Source organism: Kitasatospora sp. NPDC059648 (genome assembly GCF_042734825.1).
Taxonomy (GTDB): Bacteria; Actinomycetota; Actinomycetes; order Streptomycetales; family Streptomycetaceae; genus Kitasatospora.
In genome coordinates, this window is sequence record NZ_JBHWDU010000016.1 from 90,194 (window position 1) to 114,663 (window position 24,470).

General features: G+C 72.4%; 26 protein-coding genes, 1 tRNA gene and 1 pseudogene. 17 read left to right on the forward strand and 11 right to left on the reverse strand.

What is annotated here, in order from left to right; all coding sequences use genetic code 11:
• Window positions 1-217: 217 nt before the first annotated feature.
• A complete protein-coding gene (locus ACFV1W_RS13065) occupies window positions 218-1,534 on the reverse strand; it encodes a nicotinate phosphoribosyltransferase (RefSeq protein WP_380415846.1) in 1,317 nt (438 codons plus the stop codon).
• 144 nt (window positions 1,535-1,678) lie between these two features.
• Between ACFV1W_RS13065 and clpS the strand changes: the two genes are divergently transcribed.
• The 7 genes from clpS (at window position 1,679) to ACFV1W_RS13100 (ending at window position 6,490) form a co-directional block, all read left to right on the forward strand.
• On the forward strand, window positions 1,679-1,972 hold the full coding sequence (clpS, locus tag ACFV1W_RS13070) for an ATP-dependent Clp protease adapter ClpS (protein WP_380415848.1): 294 nt from the start codon (window positions 1,679-1,681) through the stop codon (window positions 1,970-1,972).
• An 82-nt stretch (window positions 1,973-2,054) separates the two neighbouring features.
• Window positions 2,055-2,627, forward strand: coding sequence for a DUF2017 domain-containing protein (locus ACFV1W_RS13075; RefSeq protein WP_380415850.1), 573 nt, complete (start codon window positions 2,055-2,057; stop codon window positions 2,625-2,627).
• A gap of 220 nt (window positions 2,628-2,847) precedes the next feature.
• Window positions 2,848-4,302 (forward strand): amino acid permease, encoded by a 1,455-nt coding sequence (locus ACFV1W_RS13080; RefSeq protein ID WP_380415851.1) that lies wholly within the window; start codon window positions 2,848-2,850, stop codon window positions 4,300-4,302.
• 54 nt (window positions 4,303-4,356) lie between these two features.
• Complete coding sequence (locus tag ACFV1W_RS13085) at window positions 4,357-4,788, forward strand: Mov34/MPN/PAD-1 family protein (protein WP_380415853.1); 432 nt, start codon at window positions 4,357-4,359, stop codon at window positions 4,786-4,788.
• A 139-nt stretch (window positions 4,789-4,927) separates the two neighbouring features.
• Window positions 4,928-5,047 (forward strand): putative leader peptide, encoded by a 120-nt coding sequence (locus tag ACFV1W_RS13090; protein WP_380415855.1) that lies wholly within the window; start codon window positions 4,928-4,930, stop codon window positions 5,045-5,047.
• A 121-nt stretch (window positions 5,048-5,168) separates the two neighbouring features.
• Complete coding sequence (locus tag ACFV1W_RS13095; RefSeq protein ID WP_380415857.1) at window positions 5,169-5,447, forward strand: MoaD/ThiS family protein; 279 nt, start codon at window positions 5,169-5,171, stop codon at window positions 5,445-5,447.
• Window positions 5,448-5,521: 74 nt separating this feature from the next.
• The gene (locus ACFV1W_RS13100; RefSeq protein ID WP_380415859.1) at window positions 5,522-6,490 is read left to right on the forward strand and encodes a PLP-dependent cysteine synthase family protein; all 969 of its coding nucleotides are present in this window, start codon (window positions 5,522-5,524) and stop codon (window positions 6,488-6,490) included.
• A 21-nt stretch (window positions 6,491-6,511) separates the two neighbouring features.
• Here ACFV1W_RS13100 and ACFV1W_RS13105 read toward each other — a convergent pair whose 3' ends face one another.
• The gene (locus ACFV1W_RS13105; protein WP_380415860.1) at window positions 6,512-6,967 is read right to left on the reverse strand and encodes a type II toxin-antitoxin system PemK/MazF family toxin; all 456 of its coding nucleotides are present in this window, start codon (window positions 6,965-6,967) and stop codon (window positions 6,512-6,514) included.
• 188 nt (window positions 6,968-7,155) lie between these two features.
• Between ACFV1W_RS13105 and ACFV1W_RS13110 the strand changes: the two genes are divergently transcribed.
• Together ACFV1W_RS13110 and ACFV1W_RS13115 are read left to right on the forward strand one after the other, a co-directional pair.
• A complete protein-coding gene (locus tag ACFV1W_RS13110) occupies window positions 7,156-7,344 on the forward strand; it encodes a MarR family transcriptional regulator (RefSeq protein ID WP_380415862.1) in 189 nt (62 codons plus the stop codon).
• 227 nt (window positions 7,345-7,571) lie between these two features.
• Window positions 7,572-8,318 carry an MBL fold metallo-hydrolase gene (locus ACFV1W_RS13115; protein WP_380415864.1) on the forward strand — a complete coding sequence of 249 codons (747 nt, stop codon included), beginning with the start codon at window positions 7,572-7,574 and terminating at the stop codon, window positions 8,316-8,318.
• A gap of 6 nt (window positions 8,319-8,324) precedes the next feature.
• Here ACFV1W_RS13115 and ACFV1W_RS13120 read toward each other — a convergent pair whose 3' ends face one another.
• From ACFV1W_RS13120 to ACFV1W_RS13135, 4 genes are all read right to left on the reverse strand, one after another.
• Window positions 8,325-9,611 carry an LLM class flavin-dependent oxidoreductase gene (locus tag ACFV1W_RS13120; RefSeq protein ID WP_380415866.1) on the reverse strand — a complete coding sequence of 429 codons (1,287 nt, stop codon included), beginning with the start codon at window positions 9,609-9,611 and terminating at the stop codon, window positions 8,325-8,327.
• Window positions 9,608-10,714 (reverse strand): LLM class flavin-dependent oxidoreductase, encoded by a 1,107-nt coding sequence (locus ACFV1W_RS13125; RefSeq protein WP_380415868.1) that lies wholly within the window; start codon window positions 10,712-10,714, stop codon window positions 9,608-9,610. The genes ACFV1W_RS13120 and ACFV1W_RS13125 overlap by 4 nt, the downstream gene beginning before the upstream one ends.
• A gap of 363 nt (window positions 10,715-11,077) precedes the next feature.
• Window positions 11,078-12,337, reverse strand: a complete 1,260-nt coding sequence (locus ACFV1W_RS13130) for a PTS transporter subunit EIIC (RefSeq protein WP_380415870.1) — start codon at window positions 12,335-12,337, stop codon at window positions 11,078-11,080.
• A gap of 532 nt (window positions 12,338-12,869) precedes the next feature.
• The gene (locus tag ACFV1W_RS13135; RefSeq protein WP_380415872.1) at window positions 12,870-14,159 is read right to left on the reverse strand and encodes a PTS transporter subunit EIIC; all 1,290 of its coding nucleotides are present in this window, start codon (window positions 14,157-14,159) and stop codon (window positions 12,870-12,872) included.
• 368 nt (window positions 14,160-14,527) lie between these two features.
• Between ACFV1W_RS13135 and ACFV1W_RS13140 the strand changes: the two are divergent.
• The 4 genes and pseudogenes from ACFV1W_RS13140 to rdgB form a co-directional block, all read left to right on the forward strand.
• Window positions 14,528-14,794 (forward strand): annotated as a pseudogene (locus tag ACFV1W_RS13140) (glucose PTS transporter subunit EIIB); the annotation flags it as partial.
• 107 nt (window positions 14,795-14,901) lie between these two features.
• Window positions 14,902-15,627, forward strand: a complete 726-nt coding sequence (rph, locus tag ACFV1W_RS13145; protein WP_380415874.1) for a ribonuclease PH — start codon at window positions 14,902-14,904, stop codon at window positions 15,625-15,627.
• Window positions 15,628-15,770: 143 nt separating this feature from the next.
• Window positions 15,771-16,160 (forward strand): hypothetical protein, encoded by a 390-nt coding sequence (locus tag ACFV1W_RS13150; protein ID WP_380415876.1) that lies wholly within the window; start codon window positions 15,771-15,773, stop codon window positions 16,158-16,160.
• Between the two features lie 31 nt (window positions 16,161-16,191).
• On the forward strand, window positions 16,192-16,797 hold the full coding sequence (gene rdgB, locus ACFV1W_RS13155; protein WP_380415878.1) for an RdgB/HAM1 family non-canonical purine NTP pyrophosphatase: 606 nt from the start codon (window positions 16,192-16,194) through the stop codon (window positions 16,795-16,797).
• A 73-nt stretch (window positions 16,798-16,870) separates the two neighbouring features.
• Here rdgB and ACFV1W_RS13160 read toward each other — a convergent pair.
• The 3 genes from ACFV1W_RS13160 to bcp form a co-directional block, all read right to left on the reverse strand.
• Window positions 16,871-16,958: transfer RNA gene (locus ACFV1W_RS13160), tRNA-Leu, on the reverse strand.
• 7 nt (window positions 16,959-16,965) lie between these two features.
• Window positions 16,966-17,376 (reverse strand): HNH endonuclease signature motif containing protein, encoded by a 411-nt coding sequence (locus ACFV1W_RS13165; RefSeq protein WP_380415879.1) that lies wholly within the window; start codon window positions 17,374-17,376, stop codon window positions 16,966-16,968.
• 23 nt (window positions 17,377-17,399) lie between these two features.
• Window positions 17,400-17,873 (reverse strand): thioredoxin-dependent thiol peroxidase, encoded by a 474-nt coding sequence (gene bcp, locus ACFV1W_RS13170; protein WP_380415881.1) that lies wholly within the window; start codon window positions 17,871-17,873, stop codon window positions 17,400-17,402.
• Window positions 17,874-18,029: 156 nt separating this feature from the next.
• Here bcp and ACFV1W_RS13175 point away from each other — a divergent pair, with 156 nt between their 5' ends.
• Both ACFV1W_RS13175 and ACFV1W_RS13180 read left to right on the forward strand, forming a co-directional pair.
• Entirely contained in the window at window positions 18,030-18,371 is a 342-nt protein-coding gene (locus ACFV1W_RS13175; protein WP_380415882.1) for a DUF3618 domain-containing protein, read from the forward strand.
• A gap of 222 nt (window positions 18,372-18,593) precedes the next feature.
• Entirely contained in the window at window positions 18,594-18,896 is a 303-nt protein-coding gene (locus tag ACFV1W_RS13180; protein ID WP_049655715.1) for a co-chaperone GroES, read from the forward strand.
• A gap of 75 nt (window positions 18,897-18,971) precedes the next feature.
• On the opposite strand, the gene ACFV1W_RS13185 is transcribed toward ACFV1W_RS13180, so the two are convergent.
• Window positions 18,972-19,700: an SDR family oxidoreductase gene (locus tag ACFV1W_RS13185; RefSeq protein ID WP_380415884.1), complete on the reverse strand. Its 729-nt coding sequence runs from the start codon at window positions 19,698-19,700 to the stop codon at window positions 18,972-18,974.
• Window positions 19,701-19,826: 126 nt separating this feature from the next.
• Between ACFV1W_RS13185 and ACFV1W_RS13190 the strand changes: the two genes are divergently transcribed.
• Together ACFV1W_RS13190 and ACFV1W_RS13195 are read left to right on the forward strand one after the other, a co-directional pair.
• On the forward strand, window positions 19,827-20,720 hold the full coding sequence (locus tag ACFV1W_RS13190; RefSeq protein WP_380415885.1) for a LysR family transcriptional regulator: 894 nt from the start codon (window positions 19,827-19,829) through the stop codon (window positions 20,718-20,720).
• Between the two features lie 9 nt (window positions 20,721-20,729).
• Entirely contained in the window at window positions 20,730-21,905 is a 1,176-nt protein-coding gene (locus ACFV1W_RS13195; protein ID WP_380415887.1) for a winged helix DNA-binding domain-containing protein, read from the forward strand.
• 74 nt (window positions 21,906-21,979) lie between these two features.
• Here ACFV1W_RS13195 and ACFV1W_RS13200 read toward each other — a convergent pair whose 3' ends face one another.
• Window positions 21,980-24,304, reverse strand: a complete 2,325-nt coding sequence (locus ACFV1W_RS13200; protein WP_380415888.1) for a transglycosylase domain-containing protein — start codon at window positions 24,302-24,304, stop codon at window positions 21,980-21,982.
• Window positions 24,305-24,470 lie beyond the last annotated feature (166 nt).

Consider the following 24,470-nt stretch of genomic DNA (forward strand, 5'->3'; position numbering starts at 1 on the left):
GGCGGTGCGCCCCGGTGGCGGGGGTCCTCGCGAGCGCCGGACGGCGCGGGAGGAACTCCAGGGAACTCTACGGCTGACTCTAGGGAGTGGCGCCCGGCGGCGGAAGGCTTGGGGCCCGTCTTCGGGCGCCCGTCCGCGGGGTGGCGCCGGGAAGTCCGGAGACGGGCCCCGCGGCCCGCCGCCGGGCCGCGCGGACGCCCCGGTGCGGACTGGTGGATCAGTCGACCAGCTCGGTGGGGATGACCGGGTCGCCCTTGGAGAGCTGGGTGGCCGACAGCGGCAGCGCCGCGCGGGCCCGGATGTGCCGTTCGCGGGCGGCGGTCAGCGGCTCGCGGCCGACGGTCTCGCCGGCCAGCACCAGCGGCACCTGCACCAGGTGCGGCCGCAGCTCGTCCGGGACCGGCCCGGTGCCGATCACCTCGGCCTCGGCGACGCCCTCGGCGTCGGGGCGTCGGGCGGCCCACTTGCGCCCGCCGATGCTGGTCTTGCCGCCGGCCGCGCGCTTGGCGACCGGCACCAGCGGGCCGTCCGGGGTCTCGGCGCGGGCGACCAGCTTGTAGACCATCGCGCAGGTCGGGTGGCCGCTGCCGGTGACCAGGCTGGTGCCGACGCCGTAGCCGTCCACCGGGGCGGCGGCGAGGGCGGCGATCGCGTACTCGTCGAGGTCCGAGGTGACGATGATCCGGGTCTTCTCGGCGCCGAGTTCGTCCAGCTGGCGGCGGACCCGGTGGGCCGCCAGGATGAGGTCGCCGGAGTCGATCCGGACCGCACCCAGCTCCGGCCCGGCCACCTCGACGGCGGTGCGGACGGCCTCGCGCAGGTCGAAGGTGTCGATCAGCAGGGTGGTGCCCCGGCCCATCGACTCGATCTGCGCCCGGAAGGCGTCCCGCTCGCTGTCGTGCACCAGGGTGAAGGCGTGCGCGGAGGTGCCGGTGGTCGGGATGCCGTGCAGGAAGCCGGCCTCCAGGTCGGAGGTGGCGGCGAAACCGGCCACGTAGGAGGCCCGGGCGGCGGCGACGGCGGCCTGCTCGTGGGCCCGGCGGGCGCCCAGTTCGATCACCGGACGGCCGCCGGCCGCGGCGGTCATCCGGGAGGCGGCGGCGGCGACCGCGGAGTCGAAGTTGAGGATGGACAGGATCACCGTCTCCAGGATCACCGTCTCGGCGAAGCTGCCCTCGACGGTGAGCACCGGCGATCCGGGGAAGTAGACCTCGCCCTCGGGGTAGCCGTGGACGTCGCCGCGGAAGCGGTAGTCGGCGAGGAACCGCAGGGTGTCGTCGTCGACCACGCCCTGGTCGGAGAGCCAGTCCAGCTGGGCCGTGCCGAAGCGGAAGTTCTCGACGGCGTCCAGCACCCGGCCGGTGCCGGCCATGACGCCGTAGCGGCGGCCGCTGGGCAGGCGTCGGGTGAACACCTCGAAGACGGAGCGGCGGTGCGCGGCCCCGCTGCGCAGGGCGGCCTGCAGCATGGTGAGCTCGTAGCGGTCGGTGAGGAGCGCGGTCGACCCGGCCGCGCGCACTGAAGTGGCGTCCATGGAGATGATGCTACTACCACTTAGCGTCAGAGTGACGATTTCTCGTCCCCGGGGGCCGGGCCGGAATCGCCCGGGTGTCCCCCGGATGGCAGCATGGGCCATGAGGAGTCACGGACGAGTGTGCAACGACGAGGAGGCCCGGCGGTGAGTGTCGCGCCCGTGGAGATCGAGCGCCCGGAGGTCGAAGGACAACCGGTGACCGAGCCGGACACGCCCTGGGTGACCATCGTGCACAACGACCCGGTCAATCTCATGAGCTATGTCCAGTACGTGTTCCAGGCCTACTTCGGGTACCCGAAGGACAAGGCCCGGAAGCTGATGATGGACGTGCACCATAAGGGCCGGGCGGTGGTCTCCAGCGGTTCCCGCGAGGAGATGGAGCGGGACGTCCAGGCGATGCACGGCTACGGCCTGTGGGCGACGCTGCAGCACGACTGACCGCCCACCCGGCGCACAGTGACTGACCGCCCGCCGGTCCGGCGGCGCGGCCGAAGACGACAAGACGGGCTGACCGATACAGATGGCTGGGTTGTTCGAGAGCGCCGGCGGTGGTGGCGCGGCGATCGCGCTGGACGAGGTGGAGGCCTCCATCCTGCGGTCGCTGGAAGTGCAGATGCTGGAGCTGATCGGCCCCGGGCCGGGCGGGGACGGCGAGGACCCGCTGGCGGCGCTGTTCGCCGAGGGCCCGTCCGAGGCGCCCGCCGACCCGGCGCTGGCCCGGCTCTTCCCGGACGCCTACGGGGACCCGGCCGCGCCGGCGGACGAGGAGGCCCGCGCCGCCGCCGCCGAGTTCCGCCGCTTCACCGAGCTCGACCTGCGGGCCCGCAAGCGGGACGACGCGCTGCAGGTGGTCCGGGCGCTGGACGGCCTCGGCGGCGCCGGGGTGCTCAAGCTGGCGGCCGGCGACTGCCTGCACTGGCTGGGCGCGCTGAACGACCTGCGGCTGACCCTCGGGGTGCGGCTGGAGGTCTCCGAGGAGGACGAGCAGGGCCTCTACGAGCTGCCGGACGGTGACGAGCGCAAGCCGCTGGTGATGGCCTACCTGTGGCTGGGGGCGCTCCAGGAGTCGCTGCTGGAGGCCATCACGGACTGAGTGCGGGACGGTTTCCACCCCACTCTCCCGGGTGATCCTGCCCGCTTTCGGGCAAGCCCCGGCCGTTCCGTCCAGCATGTGGACGATTGGCCGGGGCATTTTGCCATAAATCGGGCAAAACATAGCAGGACATGCTCAAATATCGCTCAGATGAACACCGCTATCCGGACCGTGCGTGGTACGACTTCAGCCCACAAACGAGACCCCCCAGGACGGTGCCATGGCCGAGCAGATCTACGACCAGGTGGTCGACGCGAAACCGGACGAGGAGGGTTACGAGCGGGGGCTGGGTAGCCGCCAGATCCAGATGATCGCCATCGGCGGCGCGATCGGCACCGGCCTCTTCCTCGGCGCCGGCACCGCCATCTCCAAGTCCGGGCCGAGCCTCATCCTGTCCTACGCGGTGGCCGGCCTGGTGATCTTCGTGATCATGCGTGCCCTCGGCGAACTGCTCACCTACCGCCCGGTCTCCGGCAGCTTCGCCGAGTACGCCCGCGAGTTCCTCGGCCCCTTCGCCGGCTACGTCACCGGCTGGACGTACTGGCTGTTCTGGGTCGTCACCGGCATGGCGGAGACCACCGCCGCCGCCGTGTACGTCAAGTTCTGGGCGCCCGGCATACCCCAGTGGGCCAGCGCGCTGACCTTCCTGGTGATCCTCTACGCGGCCAACCTGATCTCGGTGAAGCTGTTCGGCGAGATCGAGTTCTGGTTCTCCATGGTCAAGGTCACCGCCATCATCGGCATGATCCTCATCGGCATCGGCGTGCTGACCCTCGGGTTCAGCAAGGCCGGTGACACCGCGTCGATCAGCCACCTGTGGCAGAACGGCGGCTTCTTCCCCAAGGGCATCGGCGCCACCGTGATGACCCTGCAGATCGTCATGTTCGCGTACCTGGGCGTCGAACTCGTCGGCGTCACCGCGGGCGAGAGCCAGAACCCCGAGAAGACCCTCCCGCGCGCCATCAACACCCTGCCCTGGCGCATCGCGCTGTTCTACATCGGCGCCCTGGTGGTCATCCTCTCGCTCGTCCCGTGGACCGAGTTCCAGCCCGGCGTCAGCCCGTTCGTCGCCGCCTTCGGCAAGATCGGCATACCGGCCGCGGCCGGCATCATCAACTTCGTGGTGCTCACCGCGGCGCTCTCCTCCTGCAACTCCGGCATGTACTCCACCGGGCGCATGCTGCGCGACCTCGCCCTGCGCGGCCAGGCCCCCGGACGGCTCACCAAGCTCAACAGCCGCCGCACCCCGGCCGTCGCGATCACCCTGTCCTGCTTGCTGATGGGCGCCGGCGTGGTGCTCAACTACCTCGTCCCGGCGCGGGCGTTCGAGTACATCACCTCGGTCGCCACGGTCTGTGGGCTGTGGACCTGGGCGATGATCCTGATATCCCAGATCCGCTACCGCAAGGCCTGGAGGGCCGGCCACCTGCCGCCGCCCACCTTCAAGGCCCCCGGCGGCGCCTGGGTCAACTGGGCCGCCCTCGCCTTCCTGGCGATGGTCGTGGTGCTGATCGCCCTGGACAAGGACAACCGGATCTCGCTGTACGTCTTCCCGGGCTGGGCCCTGCTGCTGGTGGTCGGCTACCAGGTGCTCAAGCGCCGCAACCCGCAGGCCGTCCACGGCCTCGCCCACGACCACCTGCACGTCGGCAGCGGGAACGCGGACGCCCGCTGACCGGGACTCGGACGCCCCGCCGGACAACCGGTGGGGCGTGTCTATCCTGACCACATGCTGACCATCACCCGAGAAATCCGCGACCGGATCGTGGCCCACGCCCGCGCCGACCACCCGGACGAGGCCTGCGGCGTGGTCGCCGGACCGGCCGGCAGCGGCCGCCCCGAGCGGTTCATCCCGATGCTCAACGCGGCCCGCTCGCCCACCTTCTACGAGTTCGACTCGGGCGACCTGTTCAAGCTCTACCGCGAGATGGACGACCTGGACGAGGAGCCGGTGATCGTCTACCACTCGCACACCGCCACCGAGGCCTACCCCTCCCGCACCGACGTGAGCTACGCCTCCGAGCCGTTCGCCCACTACGTCCTGGTCTCCACCGCCGACGGCAACGGCGAGGACGACCCCTACCAGTTCCGCTCGTTCCGCATCGTGGACGGCGAGATCACGGAGGAAGACGTCCAGGTCGTCGAGGCCTACCCGGCCTGACCGGCACCCACCTGGACCCGGCCCGCCGACCCGCCGCGAGCGGTCGGCGGGCCCACGTCGTCTCAGCATCGGAAACGACAACATCCGGATCACGAGACAGGCATGTCGGAGCGGGCCCGGGAATCTATACGATGAGCCCATGCGTTCCGTCGATGTGAGCAACCAGGCCCCGGGCACCCGCCTCGTGGCGCGCCTGCACGTCGACCTGTGCCGGCACGCCGGCGCGATCTGTCCCGGCACGCCCGCGCGCTCGCGCTGAGAGCCGCCCCGCCCCGCCCGGGCCCCGCCGCCTCCCCGGCGGTGTCGAGCCCCGGGCACCCTCCGCCCTGCCGCGCCCGCTGCGGCCCACCCACCTCCACGACTCGCACAGGAGCGCACCCATGGCCATCGAGGTCCGCATCCCGACCATCCTCCGCACCTACACCGACGGCGCCAAGGCCGTCGAGGGCAACGGCAGCAACCTCGGGGAACTCTTCACCGACCTCGACACCCGCCACCCGGGCATCGCCGCCCGCCTGGTCGAGGGCGGCGAGCTGCGCCGCTTCGTCAACGTCTACCTGAACGACGAGGACGTCCGGTTCCTGGAGGGCATCTCCACCGCCCTCACCGACGGTGACAGCGTCACCATCCTGCCCGCCGTGGCCGGCGGCGCCCGCTAGGACCCCCGGCTCCCCCGCCCGGTGGCGGGGAAGCCGCCCCTCTTCACCCTCACCGCCGTGGCCGGAGGCCTCCCTTGCGATACGACAGTCCGCTCGAAGCCGTCGGCAACACCCCGCTGGTCCGCCTGCCGCGGCTGTCCGCCGCCGTCCCCGGCAACGACGCGGGCCTGGTGAACCTCTGGGCCAAGCTGGAGGACCGCAACCCCACGGGCTCGATCAAGGACCGCCCCGCGCTGCACATGATCGAGCGCGCCGAGGCCGACGGCCGGCTCACCCCCGGCTGCACCGTCCTGGAGCCCACCAGCGGCAACACCGGCATCTCGCTCGCCATGGCCGCCAAGCTCAAGGGCTACCGGATGGTCTGCGTGATGCCCGAGAACACCAGCGAGGAACGGCGCGAACTGCTCCGGATGTGGGGCGCCGAGATCATCTCCTCCCCGGCCGCCGGCGGCTCCAACACCGCGGTCCGGATCGCCAAGGAGATTTCCGCCGAGCACCCCGACTGGGTGATGCTCTACCAGTACGGCAACCCCGACAACGCGGGCGCCCACTACACCACCACCGGCCCCGAGATCCTCGCCGACCTGCCGACCGTCACCCACTTCGTGGCCGGCCTCGGCACCACCGGCACCCTGATGGGCGTCGGCCGCTACCTGCGCGAGAAGGTCCCCGGCGTGAAGATCGTCGCCGCGGAACCGCGCTACGACGACCTGGTGTACGGGCTGCGCAACCTCGACGAGGGCTTCGTGCCCGAGCTGTACGACGCCGAGGTGCTCACCACCCGCTTCTCGGTCGGATCCGCGGACGCCGTCCGCCGCACCCGAGAACTCCTCCAGCAGGAAGGCATCTTCGCGGGCGTCTCGACCGGCGCCATCCTGCACGCCGCGCTCGGCGTCGGCCGCAGGGCGGCGGCCGCCGGGGAGCGCGCGGACGTCGTCTTCGTGGTCGCCGACGGCGGCTGGAAGTACCTGTCCACCGGCATCTACACCGCCGAGTCCACCGAGGCGGCGGTCGAGGCGCTGCAGGGCCAGCTCTGGGCCTGAGGCCTCAGGGCCCGTCCGGCCCTAGCTCCGCTGCAGGGCCTGCTGGGCCCGGGCCCAGACCTGCCGGTCCACCGTGCCGGCCCGGCGGCGGAAGGCCGACAGCGGCACCTCGCGCAGCTCGTCGGTCTCCAGCCAGCTGGTCCGGCCCTGCCGGTCGCCCACCGAACCGGGCGGCAACGGCAGCACACCCGGGCGTTCGGCGTGGTGCTTGCTGGTGATCTTCGCGACGGTGGCGGCCCGGCCGTGCACCCGCAGCACCAGGCAGGGGCGGTCCTTGGAGCCGGGCCCGTCCTCGAACGGCACCTCCGCCCACCAGATCTCCTGCGGCTCCGGCCCGGCCTTGGTGCCCGGGCGCGGCCGCGGGCCGGTCGGGCCGGTCGGACGCGCGGCCGGCCGGGTGCGCCTCGCCAGAGCCGCCGCGACGGCCGCCAGGACGGCGGCGCCCGCCACGGCCAGGACCACCCAGATACCAGTCATGCGGCGAACCGTACCGGGCCGGTGGTGAACGCCACCACCGTGGCGGCCGTGACAGTTGGGCATTTGTCCGGGTGTTGCTCCCGTTTCGTCACGGAACGGCCACGACACCCGTTCTGTCGGCTACGCCCCGGTGCCGCCCGGCAAGGCTGCCTCACGAACGTCCGCCCCCGTCCCCCGGAGGTGCCTTCGTGAGGAGTTCCGAACTCTGGTCGTACGCCGAGATCGCCCGGCACATCAACGTCCGGACCGACACCGTCCGCAACTACCGGCGGCACGGGCTGCTGCCGGACCCGGACGTGATCGACGGCAGCGGATACCCCCGCTGGCACCCCAAGACCATCCGCTCCTGGGCCCGCAACCGCCCCCGGCACCGCTGAACCGACCGCGCCGCCCCCGCCCCGGCGGTCTGGGTGATTCCAGCCACAGCCCGGCACGGGGACGGGGGCAAAGTGCCGCTCCGCCCTTACCCTCGACACACCAACGCAGTGCTACCGGCCGGTCCACCGGCCCGGCCTGCCGTTTTCCACGCTGTTTTCCATGCCGCTTCAACAACATGAAAAGCAGCCCAGCAGCAGCCAGGACGTGTCGGGGCGGAGGGGCTCGGATGAAACTGACCGTGGTGGGGTGCTCGGGGAGCTTCCCGTCCGCCGAATCGCCGTGCTCCAGCTACCTGGTCGAGGCCGACGGCTACCGGGTGGTGCTGGACCTCGGCAACGGCGCCCTCGGCGCGCTGCAGAAGTACACCAGCCTCTACGAGGTCGACGCCGTCCTGCTCAGCCACCTGCACGCGGACCACTGCGTCGACCTGTGCGCCTACTGGGTCGCCCGCAACTACCGCGCCGAGGGCTGCCCGGAGCTGCTGCCGGTGTACGGCCCGGCCGGCACCGCCGAGCGGCTCGCCCGCGCGTACGACATGCCGGAGAACCCCGGAATGAAGGAGGTGTTCGAGTTCCGCACGCTCACCCCGGGCAGCTTCGAACTCGGCCCCTTCCGGGTCTCCGTCGCCCAGGTCAACCACCCCGTGGACGCCTTCGCCTTCCGACTGGAGCACGGCGGCCGCTCGCTGGTCTACTCCGGCGACACCGGCGAGAGCCCCGAACTGGTGGAACTCGCCCGCGACGCCGACCTGTTCCTCTGCGAGGCCGCGTACCTCGACGGCCGCGACACCTACCGGGCCGTCCACCTCAACGGCCGGGAGGCCGGCGAGCACGCCGCCGCCGCCGGGGCCCGTCGGCTGGTCCTTACCCACATCCCGCCGTGGACCGACGCCGAGCACAACCGCCGTGACGCGGCCGCCACCTTTGCCGGCCCGGTCGAGCTGGCCCGGGCCGGCGCGGTGTACGAGATCTGACCCGTCTCAGCGCCGCTCGGGGACGGGCAGGCCGAGGTGGTCGCGCAGGGTCGGGCCGGTGTACTCGGTGCGGAACACCCCGCGCTCCTGGAGCAGCGGGACGACCCGGTCGACGAACTCGTCCAGGCCGCCCGGGGTCAGGTGCGGGACGAGGACGAAGCCGTCGGCCGCGTCCTGCTGCACGAAGTGGTCGATCCGTTCCGCGACGGTGGCGGGGGAGCCGATGAAGGTCTGCCGGCCGGTCACCTCGATGACCAGCTCGCGGCTGCTCAGCCCCTTCTCGGCGGCCAGGGCGCGCCAGCGTTCGGCGGTGCCCACCGGGTCCGGGATGCGGACCCGGCCCTGGACCAGCGCGCCGTCCGGGTCGGGGTCGACGCCCGGCAGGGGCCCGTCCGGGTCGTGGTCGGAGAGGTCGACGCCCCAGACCTGCTCCAGGAAGGCGATCGCGGTCCGCGGTCCGACCTGGGCCCGGCGGACCGCGGCCGCGCGCTCGGCCGCGTCGGCGTCGGTGTCGCCGAGGACGAAGGTGGCGGCGGGCATGATCTTCAGCTCGTCCGGTTCGCGCCCGTGGCCGGCCAACCGGCCCTTGACGTCGGCGTGGAAGGCCCGGCCGGCGTCGAAGTCGGAGTGCCGGCTGAAGACGACGTCGGCGGTGGCCGCGGCGAACTCCCGGCCCTCGGCGGAGTCGCCGGCCTGGATGACCACCGGGTGGCCCTGCGGCGGACGGGGCAGCGAGAGCCGGCCCTCGACCTCGAACTGGGGGCCGCGGTGCCGTACGGTCTCCTCCCCGGCGTCCCAGAACTCCCGTGCCAGCTGGACGGATTCGGCTGCCCGGGTGTAGCGGTCGGCGCGGTCCAGGTAGCCGCCGCGGCGGAAGTTCTCCCCGGTGAAGGCGTCCGAGGAGGTGACCACGTTCCAGGCCGCGCGGCCGCCGGAGAGGTGGTCCAGGGAGGCGAAGCGGCGGGCGAGTTCGTACGGCTCGTTGAAGGTGGCGTTCACCGTGGCGGCCAGGCCGATCCGCTCGGTGACGGCGGCCAGGGCGTTCAGCACGGTGATCGACTCGGGGCGGCCGACCACGTCCAGGTCGTGGATGCGGCCCTTGGTCTCGCGCAGCCGCAGGCCCTCGGCGAGGAAGAAGAAGTCGAACTTCCCGCGCTCGGCGGTCCGTGCGAGGTGGCGGAAGGAGGCGAACTCGATGTGGCTGCCGGAGGCCGGATCGCTCCACACCGTGGTGTTGTTGACGCCGGGGAAGTGCGCGGCGAGGTGGACCTGCTTGAGCGGACGGTCCGTCATCGGACCACCTCGGCGAGGGCGGAGCCGGCGGCCGGGCGGACGGCGGCCGTGCGCGGGTCGGCGGTGCGCGGCTCGGGGGCGCGGGCGACGGCGTAGCGGCTGGCCGGGCGGGCCAGGCCGAGGTGGTCGCGCAGGGTGCGGCCGGGGTACCCGGCGCGCAGCAGTCCGACGCCGCGCAGCGCGGGGGCGATCCGCTCGGCGAGGGCGGCCAGGTCGCGTTCGGGTTCGGCGGGGACGAGGTGGAAGCCGTCCACGCCGGTGCCGGTGGCGGTGAGTTCGGCGAGCAGCCGCTGCTCGGCGGCAGGGTCGGGCAGGGCGGCGTCGAGCCGGGCGAGGATGCGCAGCTGTTCGCCGGAGCGCAGCCGCAGCTCGGTGGCGGCGGTCAGCCGGGCGGCCCGGTCGGGGGCGTCGAGCAGCACGACGTCGGCGTACCGGATGGCGGTGGCGACCCGGGCGTGGCCGCCGGGGGAGGCGTCCCGGGCGAGGTCGGCGGCGGCCACCGGCACCACGACCACCGGGCGGCCCTGGGGCGGGCGCGGGGTGATGGACGGGCCGCGGACGGAGAAGTGCCGGCCCTCGAAGTCGATGTAGTGCAGCTTGTCGCGGTCGACGAACCGGCCGGTGGCGGTGTCGCGGATCTCCGCGTCGTCCTCCCAGCTGTCCCAGAGCCGGGCGGCGACCTCGGCGGCGTCGGCCGCCTCGGCCCACAGCTCGTCCTCGGGGGCGGTCGGGCGGCGGCCGAACGCCTTGGCCTCGGCCTCCGTGGTGGAGACGCCGACCAGCCAGCCGGCCCGGCCCTCGCTGACCCAGTCCAGGGTGTTGAGCGAGATCGAGGTGTGGAAGGGCTCGGTGTGGGTGGTGGTGACGGTGGGGACCAGACCGATCCGCGAGGTCAGCGGGGCGATCCGGGCCAGGGTGGCGAGCGCGTCGGGGCGGCGCGGTTCGGCGGTGAAGGAGTCGTCCAGGGTGACGAAGTCCAGTCCGGCCCGCTCGGCGAGGCGGGCGAGGGCGGCGTAGTGGCCGGGGTCGAGGCGGCGGGGGCTGTCGGCGTCGGCGGTGGCGGACGCGTCGACGGAGGCGGAGAGGTGCAACTGGCGGGGCATGGCGGGCCTGGCTTTCCTCGTGCGGATGCGCGCGGACAGCGGCGGCGGCCCTACCGGCACGGGGTACGGGTACGGGCGCGCGGCCGCGCGCGCGGAGGGGAGGACGGCCGGCGCCGGGCGGGTCGTCAGCCGGGCGGCGGCGGGGGGAGGGGTCGGCTCAGCCGCGACACGCCGCGGACCACACGCGACCGAAGTCGATGTGGCTGCGGGTCACCAGCGGGCACGAGGGGTACACGGCTTCAGTTGACCAGGGCGTCCGTCGCTTCGTCAACCGCCGTTCCCGCCTGCCGGACACGCCGAAGGCCCCGCCCGGCCGCCGGGGAGCGGCGGTGGGCGGGGCCTTCGGAGCGGCCGGGACGGGCGTCAGGCCTTGGTGATGTCCTCGATCTCGGCGTCGTCCTCGCGACCGGGGGTCTTGAGGTTGAACTTGGTGATCGCGAAGCGGAACACGAAGTAGTAGATCGCCGCGAAGACGAGGCCGATCGGGATGATCAGCAGCGGGTTCTTGGCCAGGCTGAAGTTGATCGAGTAGTCGATCAGGCCGGCCGAGAAGCTGAAGCCGTGGTGGATGCCGAGCGCCCAGGTGAGGGCCATCGAGACGGCGGTCAGCACGGCGTGGATGGCGTACAGGGCAGGGGCGATGAACAGGAAGGTGAACTCGATCGGCTCGGTGACGCCGGTGACGAAGCTGGTCAGCGCGATGGAGATCATCATGCCCGTGACGGCCTTGCGGCGCTCGGGACGGGCGCAGTGGGCGATCGCGAGGGCGGCGGCCGGCAGCGCGAACATCATGATCGGGTAGAAGCCGGCCTGGAACTGGCCGGCGGTCGGGTCGCCCGCCAGGAAGCGGTTGATGTCGCCGTGCACGACGGTGCCGTGGGCGTCGGTGTAGTCACCGGTCTGGAACCAGGCGTAGGTGTTGACGAACTGGTGCATGCCGATCGGGATCAGCGCGCGGTTGATCAGGCCGAACAGACCGGCGCCGACCGCGCCCGCGCCCACCAGGCCGTTGTTGACGTGCGAGATCGCGTCGCCGATGGGCTGCCAGCCGAGGCCGAACAGGACGCCCAGGCCGGTGCCGACGAAGGCCATGATGATCGGCACCAGGCGGCGGCCGTTGAAGAAGCCGAGCCAGTCGACCAGCTTGGTGCGGTGGAACCGCTGCCACAGGATCGCCGCGAGCAGGCCGACCACGATGCCGCCGAGCACGCCCGGGTCCTGCGGCTTGCCCGCCGGGAGGGCGGCGGTGACGGTGCCGTCCGCCGGGAACGCGGTCAGGACGTTCTTGAAGACGAGGTAACCGACCAGCGCCGCCAGCGCCGTGGAACCGTCGGCCTTCCTGGCGTAGCCGATCGCGATGCCGACGCAGAACAGCAGCGGCAGCGCGCCGGTGACGGCGGTGCCCGCGGCGCCGAAGACCTCGACGAGCTTCGCGGGGAAGTGCCACTTCTCATGGACGTCGGGCTGGCCCAGGCGCGCCAGCAGACCGGCGGCGGGGAGGACGGCGATTGGCAGCTGGAGGCTGCGGCCGACCTTCTGGAGGCCGGGAAGGACGCTGTTGCCGAACTTCTGGATCGGCGTCGGAGCCTTGGCGGGCGCCGGTGCCTGCGCAGACTGACTCATGGGGGTGGGTTCCTAACGGCATGGCGGTCGGTCGGGGGAAGGCACAGGGGCCGAACCGCGAACTGGTCTACACCACACGTGGTGTAGACCAGTTTTGTAGCACGGGCCGAGAAGTCCGGGAACCCCGGATAGCGCCGCCGCCGGGAAGCGCTATGAAATCGAAACCTGGTCGCGGAACGACGATCATGATTTCAGTCGCGATTGTGATTTTGGCTATTTGCGCAACAAAAAGCGCGGAGCCCTTGCGGCGCCTGGGCCGGGGCGGGGTGGTCGGGGTCGGGCCGGGGCGATCGGGCCGCTTCCCGGGGCGGGCGGCGGCTGCCGAGAGTGACCGGAGGGTCGCGGACGCGCCGGTGGGGCGTCTCCCCGCCCGTGGTCGGCACCCGTCCGGACCGCCGCCGGCCGGGCGGATCGCGACCGAATTACCTTTTCCGCGGCCATCGAACAGGGAATTCTGCCCTTTTCCGAAATCCCGAAGGCCTCCGGACCCGGCGGGTCCGCGGGCCATTGAAGGAAATACCCGCGGCGCAATTCAGGCCCTGGTGACGTCCTCGACCTCCGCCTCGTCCTCGCGCCCCGGGGTTTTCAGGTCGAATTTGACGATGACGAAGCGGAAGAGCGCGTAGTACACCACGGCGAAGCACAGCCCGATGACGATGATCAGCCACGGTTCGGTGGCCAGCCCCCAGTTGATGACGTAGTCGATCAGGCCGGCCGAGAAGCTGAATCCGTCGTGCACCCCCAGCCCCCAGGTGACCGCCATCGAGGCGCCGGTCAGCAGCGCGTGCACGCCGAACAGGGCCGGGGCGATGTAGGCGAAGGAGTATTCGATCGGCTCGGTGACGCCGGTGACGAAGGAGGTCAGGCCGACCGAGAGCATCAGGCCGTAGATCTCCTTGCGGCGGTGCGGCTTGGCCGAGTGGGCGATCGCGAGTGCCGCGGCGGGCAGCGCGAACATCATGATCGGGAAGAATCCGGACTGGAACTGCCCGGCCGTCGGGTCCCCCGCGAGGAAACGCGGGATGTCGCCGTGCACGATCGTGCCGTCGGCCTTCGTGAACTCGCCGAACTGGAACCAGACGAAGGTGTTCAGCAGCTGGTGCATACCGATCAGCAGCAGTGCGCGGTTGAAGGCGCCGAAGATGCCCGCGCCGCCCGCGCCGAGATCGGCGAGGTCCTGTGAGAAGTCGTTGAGACCGCGGCCGATGGGCGGCCACACCCACAGCGCGACGACGGCGGTCAGCATGCCGACCAGGGCGGTGATCATCGGGACCAGGCGGCGGCCGTTGAAGAAGCCGAGCCAGTCGACCAGCCTGGTGCGGTGGTACCGCACCCACAGCCAGGCCGACATCAGGCCGATCAGGATGCCGCCGAGCACCCCCGGGTTCTGGTAGGTCGCGGCGGCCGCCTTCGCCGAGGTGTAGTCCACGCACTGGTCGCCGACCAGCACCGTCGGCGGCTTGCAGTTCTCCGGGAAGGCGTGCAGGACCCTGTAGTAGACGAGGAATCCGACCACGGCCGCCAGCGCCGTCGAGCCGTCCGCCTTCCTGGCCATGCCGATCGCCACCCCGATGCAGAACAGCATCGGCAGGCCGAGCGCGGAGTCGAGCAGGGCGCCGCCGGCCGCCGCGAACACCCTGGCGACGTTCGTCCAGCCCAGGCCGTCCTCGCCGAAGACGTCGGGCTGGCCGAGCCGGTTGAGGATGCCCGCCGCGGGCAGCACCGCGACCGGCAGCTGCAGCGAGCGGCCCATCTTCTGGAGCCCGCCGTAGAAGGTGTGCCACCGGGTGGTCCGCGGGGCGGTAGCGCCTGCCGAACTCATCATCCGCCCTCCGGGCGCGGTTGCCGTCGGGAGACCCGGTGCGGGACCCTCGGGCGGGGCCCGGGAACATCCGGGGTCCTTCCTGCGTTCGCGGAGTAGACATATATTGGTGTAGACCACCTTGGGGTGCAGGCCGGACGCCGGGACGCGGGCCCCGCTGATCGTCATCCTCGGGCGGCGGTCCGGAGCCCGCGCGCCGGAATGGGCCAAAAGTGGACTAACGTGGCAGACCGGACCGGCTCGGGTCATGCTGGTCGCGCGCCGCCCGGCAGGGCGACCGCAGCTGAACCCGCGTCAGCCACCGGCACGGACCTCACCACCCGACGGTCGAGGACCCCAGCACAGCGCAGCACGGCACCCGGCAGAGCCGCCGACGAGCCGAGACAGAGGGAGAGAACCAGATGGCCAGCAAGGCTGAGAAGATCGTCGCCGGTCTGGGCGGCATCGACAACATCGAAGAGGTCGAGGGCTGCATCACCCGCCTGCGCACCGAGGTCAAGGACGCCGCCCTGGTCGACGAGACCGCCCTCAAGGCCGCCGGCGCCCACGGCGTGGTCAAGATGGGCACCGCGATCCAGGTCGTCATCGGCACCGACGCCGACCCGATCGCCGCCGACATCGAGGACATGATGTGACCTGAGCCACCCGGGCTCGACCGCCCACGGCCCGCCGAACCGCTCTGGGGCACGGCGGGCCGAGGCGTGTCCGGGCGCACGGATCCGAGCGGCTACGCTCAGTGGCTATGTCACGCATCGACGGCCGCACCCCCGACCAGCTCCGCCCCATCACCATCGAGCGGGGCTGGAGCAAGCACGCCGAAGGCTCCGTCCTCATCTCCTACGGCGACACCAAGGTGCTGTGCACCGCCAGCGTCACCGAAGGCGTCCCCCGCTGGCGCAAGGGCAGCGGCGAAGGCTGGGTCACCGCCGAGTACTCCATGCTCCCGCGCGCCACCAACACCCGCGGCGACCGCGAAGCCGTCAAGGGCCGCATCGGCGGCCGCACCCACGAGATCAGCCGGCTCATCGGCCGCTCCCTCCGCGCCGTCGTCGACCACCGCGCCCTCGCCGAGAACACCATCGTCCTCGACTGCGACGTCCTCCAGGCCGACGGCGGCACCCGCACCGCCGCCATCACCGGTGCCTACGTCGCCCTCGTCGACGCCGTCTCCTGGGCCCGCGACCGCAAGCTGCTCCGCGCCAAGGGACAGCCCATCACCGGCGGCGTCAGCGCCGTCAGCGTCGGCATCATCGACGGCGTCCCCATGCTCGACCTCCAGTACGAGGAGGACGTCCGCGCCGAGACCGACATGAACATCGTCTGCACCGACGACGGCCGCTTCGTCGAGGTCCAGGGCACCGCCGAAGGCGCCCCCTTCGACCGCGACCTCCTCAACCGGCTCCTCGACCTCGGCACCCTCGGCTGCGCCGAACTCGACGAGATCCAGCGCAAGGCCCTGGAGGGCTGACCCCCACCCGGAACACCTGTGCGGCCCGCTGTACACACCCGGCCCGCAGACCGTACGGTTCCCGCAGCGCCCTCGCTGCGGGAACCGCGCACCCGGTGGCGCGCGTCCCTCCCCACGGAACCCCCGCCCACCAGGAGGACCGGATGCCGTCGAGCATCGCCCGCCCCGCCGCCCTCGCCGTGGCCGGACTGATCGCGATCCTCCCGCTCAGCATGGTCAGCTGCTCCGCCGCCCAGAAGGCCATCGACTGCGGCAACACCGCCGTCAAGGTCACCGGGGACATCGCCGACCTCACCAAGGCCTACGACGACTCCAGCAACGACTCGGCCGCCGCCGGGAAGGCGCTCCAGAAGCTCAAGGGCGACCTCGACCAGATCGGCAGGAACTCCAAGAACACCGACGTCGCCAAGGCCGTGAGCGATCTGCAGAAGCAGGCCGACAAGGTCCAGCAGGCCGTCGACAAGAAGCAGGCCCCCGACCTCAAACCGCTCGGCGACGCGGCGGGCAACCTCACCTCGGTCTGCACCGGCTGATCGGTTCCGACCTCTCGGTAGGGTGGGCGATATGTCCACCCGTCTGATCCTCGCCACCCGCAACCAGCACAAGGTCGCCGAACTGCGCGCCATCCTCGGCGACGCCGGCCTGGACGTCGAACTCCTCGGCGCCGACGCCTACCCCGAGATCCCGGACGTCCCCGAAACCGGCGTCACCTTCGCCGAGAACGCCCTGCTCAAGGCCCACGCCCTCGCCCGCGCCACCGGTCTGCCCGCCGTCGCCGACGACTCCGGCCTCTGCGTGGACGTCCTGGGCGGCGCACCCGGCATCTTCTCCGCCCGCTGGTCCGGCAGGCACGGCGACGACCGAGCCAACCTGGAACTGCTGCTCGCCCAGCTCTCCGACATCGATGCCGCCCACCGCGGCGCCCACTTCTTCTGCGCCGCGGCCCTGGCGTTGCCGGACGGCACCGAACGCGTCGTCGAGGGCCGCCTCCTCGGCACCCTGCGCACCGCCCCGGCGGGCGACGGCGGCTTCGGCTACGACCCGATCCTCCAGCCCCTCGGCGAGACGCGCACCTGCGCGGAGCTGACGGCCGAGGAGAAGAACGCCATCAGCCACCGGGGCCAGGCCTTCCGCGCCCTGGCCCCGGTGGTCAAGGACCTCATCGGCTGACGGGAAGTCCGAAGCGACGAAGGCCCGCCCTGGTTCTCCCGAGGGTGGGCCTTCGACTCTTAGGTAGAAGCTTTGGTGCGGCCTGAGGGATTCGAACCCTCACGGGGTTTCCCCCACCGGATCCTAAGTCCGGCGCGTCTGCCGAGCTCCGCCAAGGCCGCGAGGCCTCTAGTCTAGGGCCTCGCTTCCGGCGGGAACACCGCGATTTCCACGCGGCGCCGTTCGCTTGTTCTCGTTCCGCCCGCAACAGGTGTCGGTGACAGAGTGACAGTTCGGGCAGAGCAGCCGGAGGTTGCCCGGCCGGTTGTCCGACCAGTCACCGTTGATGTGGTCGACCTCCAGGATCACCGGCCGTCCGCGCCACTCAGGGCCGGTGCCACAGTCCTCGCACGACTCGGGTCGGCCGAGTTCGGCGAGAGCGCTGCGGATCCGTGCGCCCGGGATCCGCTTGGCTTCCGCGGAAGTGTCAGAAGCGCCTGGGGCGTCTGGAGCGACCCCCGTGCCTGCTGAGCCCGAGACGGCGGTGGCCCGAGGCGGGGACGGCGGTGGCGGCGCACCCGGTCGGGGGTGGGCCGCCACCGCCGCGTTCGACGCCGGCGAGGTCAGGCCTCGACCTTGAGGTCGCGCAGCAGCTTGGCGACGTGCCCGGTGGCCCTGACGTTGTACAGCGCGCGCTCGACCTTGCCCTGCTCGTCCACGATGATCGTGGAGCGGATCACGCCCTGGTAGGTGCGGCCGTAGTTCTGCTTCTCGCCGTAGGCGGCGTACGCCTCCAGCACCCGGTGCTCCGGGTCGGAGAGCAGGGTGACCTTGAGGTCCTCCTTCTCGCGGAACTTGCCGAGCTTCTCCGGCTGGTCGGGGGAGATGCCGATGACGTCGTAGCCGGCGCCCGCGAAGACCTCCAGGTTGTCGGTGAAGTCGCAGGCCTGCTTGGTGCAGCCGGGGGTGAGGGCGGCCGGGTAGAAGTAGACGATGACCTTGCGGCCCAGGTGGTCGGCGAGGGAGACCTGGTTGCCGTCGGCGTCGGACAGGCTGAAGGCGGGTGCGGTGTCGCCGGGCTGGAGGCGCTCAGTCACGGTCGTACTCTCCTGGAGGCTGGGACGGGCGGTCGTACCACGGCAAACTTACCCCCGTTGGTGGGTGGGGCCGCGCGTCCGCACCCGGCAGCTGACAGACTGGGTCGGTCGCACAGGACGACAGGACGACATCGGCAAGTGAATGGGGTGGCCCGAGTGGGCGGTGCGAGCACGCAGGACAAGCCGGAGCGGACGGCTGCGCAGATCGAGGCGGACATCGAGCGCACCCGCGACCGGCTCGCGGCGAACCTGGACGAGCTGGCCGTGCGGGTCCACCCGAGCACCATCTCCGCGCAGGTCAAGGCCCGGGCGATGGCCACCGTCGAGGAGAAGGCGGCCCGCGCGTACGTGGCCGCGAACGGCCTGGTCGAGAGGGCCAGGGCTCAGTTCGTGGACGAGAAGGGGCAGCCGCGCAAGGAGCGGATCGTCCCGGCGGCGCTGGTCGGGGTCGGCCTGGTGGTGCTGATCGCCTCGTCCCGCAAGCGCCGCAAGGACTGACCTTCGCCGCGAGGACCGGTTCCGTGGTCCCGGAGGGCCGGACCGCCGTGGGCGTGCCGGTCCTTTCGCGTGCCACCCCTTTCGCGTGCCGGGCCAGCGTCACGCCCGGCGCTCCGGGGCGGTACCTTCGGGATCGTGAGTACGAACGACAACCCGACGCATTCCGACCCCGGGCACGAGTCCGCGCGGCACGACCGGCTGGGCGAGAAGCTGCCGATCCGGATGCTGCACGACCGCGTGCTCGTGCGCATCGAGGGCGGCGAGGGCGAGCGCCGCTCGACCGGCGGCATCCTGATCCCGGCGACCGCGGAGCTGAGTAAGAGGTGCACGTGGGCGGAGGCTGTGGCTGTCGGCCAGAGCGTGCGCTCGGTGGAGCCCGGTGACCGCGTCCTGTACGACCCGGAGGACAAGCTGGAGGTCGAGGTCCGCGGCGCCACCTACGTGCTGCTGCGCGAGCGCGACCTGCACGCCGTCGCCGCGACCCGGTTCGGGGACACCGAGGGCTCGACCGGGCTGTACCTCTGACCGCGCAAGCGCTGCGGTGCTTCTTCGAGGCGGGTCCGTCGGCCGGGGAGCGGCCGGCGGACCCGTCCGCCGCGGTCAGGCCAGCAGGGTGCCGCCGTCGACGGTGACCACCGTGCCGGTGGCGAAGCGCTGGTTCATCAGGTGGACGTACGACTCGGCGACCTCCTCGGGTTCGGCGATCCGGCCGAGCGGGAGGGTGTCGGCGATCCCGGCGAACAGCTGCTCGCGGTCGGCCTCCGGGAGGCCGTACCAGAGCGGGGTGCGGACCATGCCGGCCCGGACGGCGTTGACCCGGATCGGAGCCAGTTCCACGGCCAGGGCCCGGACCAGGCCCTCGATGGCGCCGCAGATGCTGGCGGCGATGCTCCAGCCGGGGCTGGGGCGCAGTCCGGCGGTGCCTGAGGTGAGGGTCACGGAGCCGCCGGGGCGCAGGCGGGGTGCGGCGGCGCGGACGGCGTCGAGAGCGCCGAAGTAGCGCAGGGTGAAGAAGTCGCGGGCGGCGTCGAGGTCGAGGGTGTCGATCGTGGCCAGGGTGAGTGGTTCGCCGGCCGTGAAGACGAGGTGGTCGATCGGGCCGAGGCGGTCGAAGAGGGCGTTGACCTGTCGGCTGTCGGTGAGGTCGGCGATCTCGGCGGTGGTGCCGGCGGGCAGGGTGGCGAGGGCGCGTTCGGTGCTGGCGGCGCGGCTGGAGGCGACGGTGACCCGGGCGCCGTGGTTGGCGGCGAGGGCGGCGGTGGCGAGGCCGATGCCGGAGGTGCCGCCGAGGATGACGACGCGCTGGTCCTTGAGGGGCGCGATGGGCATGGTCGGGTGCCTTTCGTGGGCGGTGCGGGGCCGTTCCGATCCTGCGCCGGGCTTCGAGGCGGCGTCCAAGACCTGTTCGGTCGGCTGTCATACCCTCGGGGTATCAGGCTGTTCTCGGGGGTGGCGGTGGACGTCGATCTGCGGAAGCTGCGCTACTTCGTGGCGGTGGCGCGGGAGTTGCACTTCGGGCGGGCGGCCGCGGAGTTGCACATCGCGCAGCCCGTGCTGTCGCGGCAGATCCGCGCGCTGGAGGCGGAGTTCGGTGCGCGGTTGTTCCGGCGGGACCGCAGGTCCACCGAACTGACGGAGGCGGGACGCCAGTTGCTGGAGGACGCGCCGCCGTTGCTGGCGGCGGCGGAGGCGTTGCGGCGCCGGGTGGTCAGGGCCGAGGGCGGCGCGGGGCGGTTCGTGGTGGGGTTCATGCCGGGGATCACGGTGACGGCGGCGGTGCGGGCGTTGCGGGAGCGGCATCCGGGGCTGGCGGTGGAGGTGGTGCGGACGTCGTGGGCGGAGCAGGCGCGGGTGGTGCTGGACGGGCGGGCGGACGTCTCCTTCGTGCGGTTGCCGGTGGAGCCGCGGGGTCTGGTGGTGCGTCCGTTGTTCGCCGAGCCGCGGGTGGCGGCGCTGCCGGTCGGGCACCGGCTGGCGGGTGGAGCGTCGGTCACCATGGCCGAGTTGGCGGGCGAGCGGTTGTTGCAGGATCCGGTGGTGGTGCCGGAGTGGCGGGGTGGGTCCGGTTCGGCCGGGCCGCGGGCGGAGACGGTGGAGGAGAAGCTGGAGTACGTGGCGGCGGGGGAGGGGACGGTGGTGCTGCCGTCGTCCGTGGCGGCGTTCTACACCCGGGCGGACGTGGTGCACGTGCCGGTCGCGGACATCGCGCCGAACCGGGTCGGGCTGGTCTGGGCGGCCGGCCGGGCGGCTCCGCTGCTGGCCGAGTTCGCCGGGCTGGCGACGGAGCTGGTGGACGGGGGGCGGCGGTCCCCGGACCTCGTCGGTGGTTCTGTCGGTGGCAGCCGTTAGGGTCCGGACATGAGCGTCCCGGTGATCGGTGATTCGGAGCGGCGGGCCCGGTTGGGGCGTCGGCAGCTGTTGGCGCCCTCGGTGCGGGCGGCGCGGGTGGAGGACGTGGCCGACGCGGTGGTCGGCCTGCACGCGACGGACGCGGCGACGGTGTACCTGTCGGCCTGTGCGCGGCTGGCGGAACCCGCGGCGGCGGAGGTGGACCGGGCGCTGTACGGGGACGTCTCGCTGGTGAAGCTGCTGTCGATGCGGCGGACGATCTTCGCGGTGACGGAGGGGCTGGCCCCGTACGTGAGCGCGGCGGCGGCGCGTGCGATCGCGGCGAAGGAACGGGCGACGCTGCTGAAACACCTGCGGGACCACGCCGAGGGCTGGGACGCGGCCCGGCTGGCGGAGACGGAGCGCGAGGTGCTGTCCGCGCTGGCCGTGCGCGGGGAGGCGACGACCCGGGAACTCGGCGAGGACGTGCCGCAGTTGCGCGAGACGATGCTGATGTCGGCGGGCAAGGCGTACGAGGCGAAGCAGAGCGTGGGCAGCCGGCTGCTGCGGTTGCTGGCCTCGGACGGGCACGTGCGCCGGTGCCGTCCGCGCGGGTCCTGGCTGAGCAGCAGCTATCCGTGGGCGCTGGCGCCGCAGTGGCCGGACGTGCCGGTGCGGGAGGCGAAGGCGGAGGTGGTGCGGCGCTGGCTGGCGGCGTACGGTCCGGGCACGGTCGAGGACGTGAAGTGGTGGACGGGCTGGACGCTGGGGGACGTCCGGACGGCGCTGGCGGACGTGGGGGCGCGGGGCGTGGCGCTGGCGGACGGCACGGCGGCGCTGGTGCTGCCGGGGGACGAGGAGCCGGTGGCGGCCCCGGAGCCGTGGGCGGCGCTGCTGCCGGCGCTGGATCCGGCGGTGATGGGCTGGCGGGGGCGGGACTGGTACCTGCGGCCGGAGGACGTGCCGGCGCTGTTCGACCGGGCGGGCAACGCCGGGCCGACGGTGTGGTGGTGCGGCGAGGTGGTCGGCGGCTGGGCGCAGCGGCCGGACGGCGAGGTGGTGTGGCGGCTGTTCCGGGACGTCGGGGCGGAGGCGGAGCGGGCGGTCGCGGTGGAGGCGGGGCGGTTGGTGGCGTGGCTGGGCGAGGTGCGGGTGATGCCGCGCTTCCGGACGCCGCTGGAGCGGGAGTTGGCGGCGAAGGGGTAGCGGTGCGTCGGCCGCAGGGGGAGCGGCGGGGGAGTTGGCCGCGGAGGGGTAGCGGCGTGGGCCCCGCCGCGGGCTCACCGGACCGGGGCCGGTGAGCCCGCCGTGCCGCTGGGGCCGGCGGTGGCGGTGGGCGGTTCGCTGGGCCGGGCGGGCCGGGTCTGGGTGGGCCGGCTGCTGGGGCTGGGCTGTTCCTGGCTCGGGGTGGGCTGGGGGTTCTGCGGGCTGGGCGCGGTCGGGCGGGGGCCGGGGGCGGGCTGGTCGGTGGCGGCGGGGGCGCTGGGGGCGTGGCCGGGGGTGGTGGCGGGGGCTGCGGTGACGGCGGTGCTGGGGGTGGGGCTGGGGGAGCTGCTGGTGGGGGCGCCGGTGGTGGGCCAGCTGTCGGGGCCGGGGTCGGTGCGGCCGGTCTGCAGGTCGAACTGCTGGGTGGGGGTGCCGCTGAGGGCGGCGGTCATGTAGTCGGTCCAGATCTTGGTGGGGAAGGCGCCGCCGTTGATCCGGGTGAGGCCGGCGGTGCCGGCCAGCGGTTCCTTGGCGTGGCTCTTCGGGTTCTCCCGGAACAGCCCGACGGCGGTGGTGAGTTCGGGGGTGTAGCCGACGAACCAGGCGGAGAGGTTGGCGTCGGTGGTGCCGGTCTTGCCGGCGGCGGGGCGGCCGAGGTCGAGGGCGGCGGCGCCGGTGCCGCGCGGGCTGACGACGTCGCGCAGCACGTCGGTGACGGAGTCGGCGATGTTGCGGCCGACGGCGTCGGTGGCCCTGTGGTCGGGCATCTTGGGGACGTCGACGGCGCCGCCGGGGTTGACCCGTTCGAGTTTCTGGACGGACCAGGGGGTGTGGGCCTGGCCGTGGTTGGCGAGGGTGGCGTAGGCGCCGGCCAGGTCGAGGGCGCTGGGGGTGGCGGTGCCGAGGGTCATCGAGGTGTTGGCCGGGTCCATGCCGCGGACGCTGTCGGGGATGCCGAGTCTGACGGCGGTGTCCCGGACGCGGGCGAGTCCGGCGTCGACGCCTTCCTGGGCGTAGACGGAGTTGACCGACTTGACCATGGCGTAGCGCAGGGTGATGTTGCCGTAGTCGACGCCGTCCTCGTTGGGGGGCGCGTACGGGGTGGGGCCGCCGGTGACGGGGCGTTCGCTGGTGCCGTCGTAGCGGGTCTCGGTGGTGATGGGGCGGCCGTCGACGGTGTGCTGGGCGATCAGGCCGGCGGCGAGGTCGATCGGCTTGAAGGTGGAGCCGATCTGGTTGTCCTGGCGCAGGGCGTCGTTGAAGGGCTGCTTGGCGTAGTCGGATCCGCCGTAGACGGCGACGACGCGGCCGGTGGCGGGGTCGACGGAGGCGCCGGCGACCCGGACGTCGGTGTCGGTGGTGGGGCGGGCCTTGGGGTCGAGTTCGCCGGTGAGTTCGTCCTGGACGGCCTTGACGAAGGCGTCCTGCTTGGGCTTCTCGAAGGTGGTGGTGATCCGCCAGCCGCCGGCCTTGAGGGTGGCGGCGTCGATGGTGCCGGAGGAGATGAGGTAGTCGTCGGCGACGCCGACCAGGTAGCCGGCCTGGCCGGCGAGGCCGGTGGCGGGCTGGGGGTCGATGGGTTCGGGGAAGGTGCTGGCGTTGCGGTCGGCGGTGGTGAGGAAGCCGAGCTGGACCATGCCGTCGAGGGCGTAGTTCCAGCGGGCGACGGCCTTCTCGCGGTTGGCGGGGGTGGCGGTCCTGACGTCGTAGAGGCTGGGGGCCTGGAGCAGGGAGGCGAGGTAGGCGCCCTGGCCGAGGGTGAGCTGGGAGACGTCGATGCCGTAGTAGGCGTGGGCGGCGCTCTGGATGCCGTAGGCGCCGCGGCCGAAGTAGCTGCTGTTGAGGTAGCCGGCGAGGATCTCGTTCTTGCTGCGCTGCTGGTCGACCTTGAGGGCGATGAAGAGTTCGCGGCCCTTGCGTTCGAAGGTCTGGTCCTGGGTCAGGTAGTAGTTCTTGACGTACTGCTGGGTGATGGTGGAGCCGCCCTGCATGCCTTTGCCGAGCAGGGTGTTCCAGCCGGCCCGGAGCATGCCCTTCAGGTCGATGCCGCGGTTCTGGTAGAAGGTGCGGTCCTCGGCGGAGACGACGGCCTGCTGGGTCTGCAGCGGGATCTGGTCGATGGTGACGTCGGTGCGGTTGACGGCGCCGGTGCGGGCGATCTCGGTGGTGCCGTCGGCGTAGAGGTAGATGTTGTTCTGGGCGACGGCGTGGGCGTTGGGGTCGGGCACCGGGACGATGACGTAGAGCACGGCGAAGGCGCCGACGGCGAGCAGCAGCAGCGTGGTGAGGGTGCCGAGGGTGATCCGCCAGGTGGGCAGCATCCGGCGCCAGAGAGGGAGGGCGCGGCGGGCTTCGCGGCGGGCGGCCCGTTTGGCCTGGCGTCGGGTGCTCAAGGTCATGACGGGATTATCTGCTATTTGACGCCGGTTCAGCGGCGACCAGGGGTCTGAGGTGCGCGGTTGTGCGGGCGGTGTCGCACGCCCCGGGGTGCGTCGTAAATCCGGGTGCGGGCGGTGGGGCCCGACGGTACGGTGAAAGGTGCAAATCGCATAGCGCACCGACTTC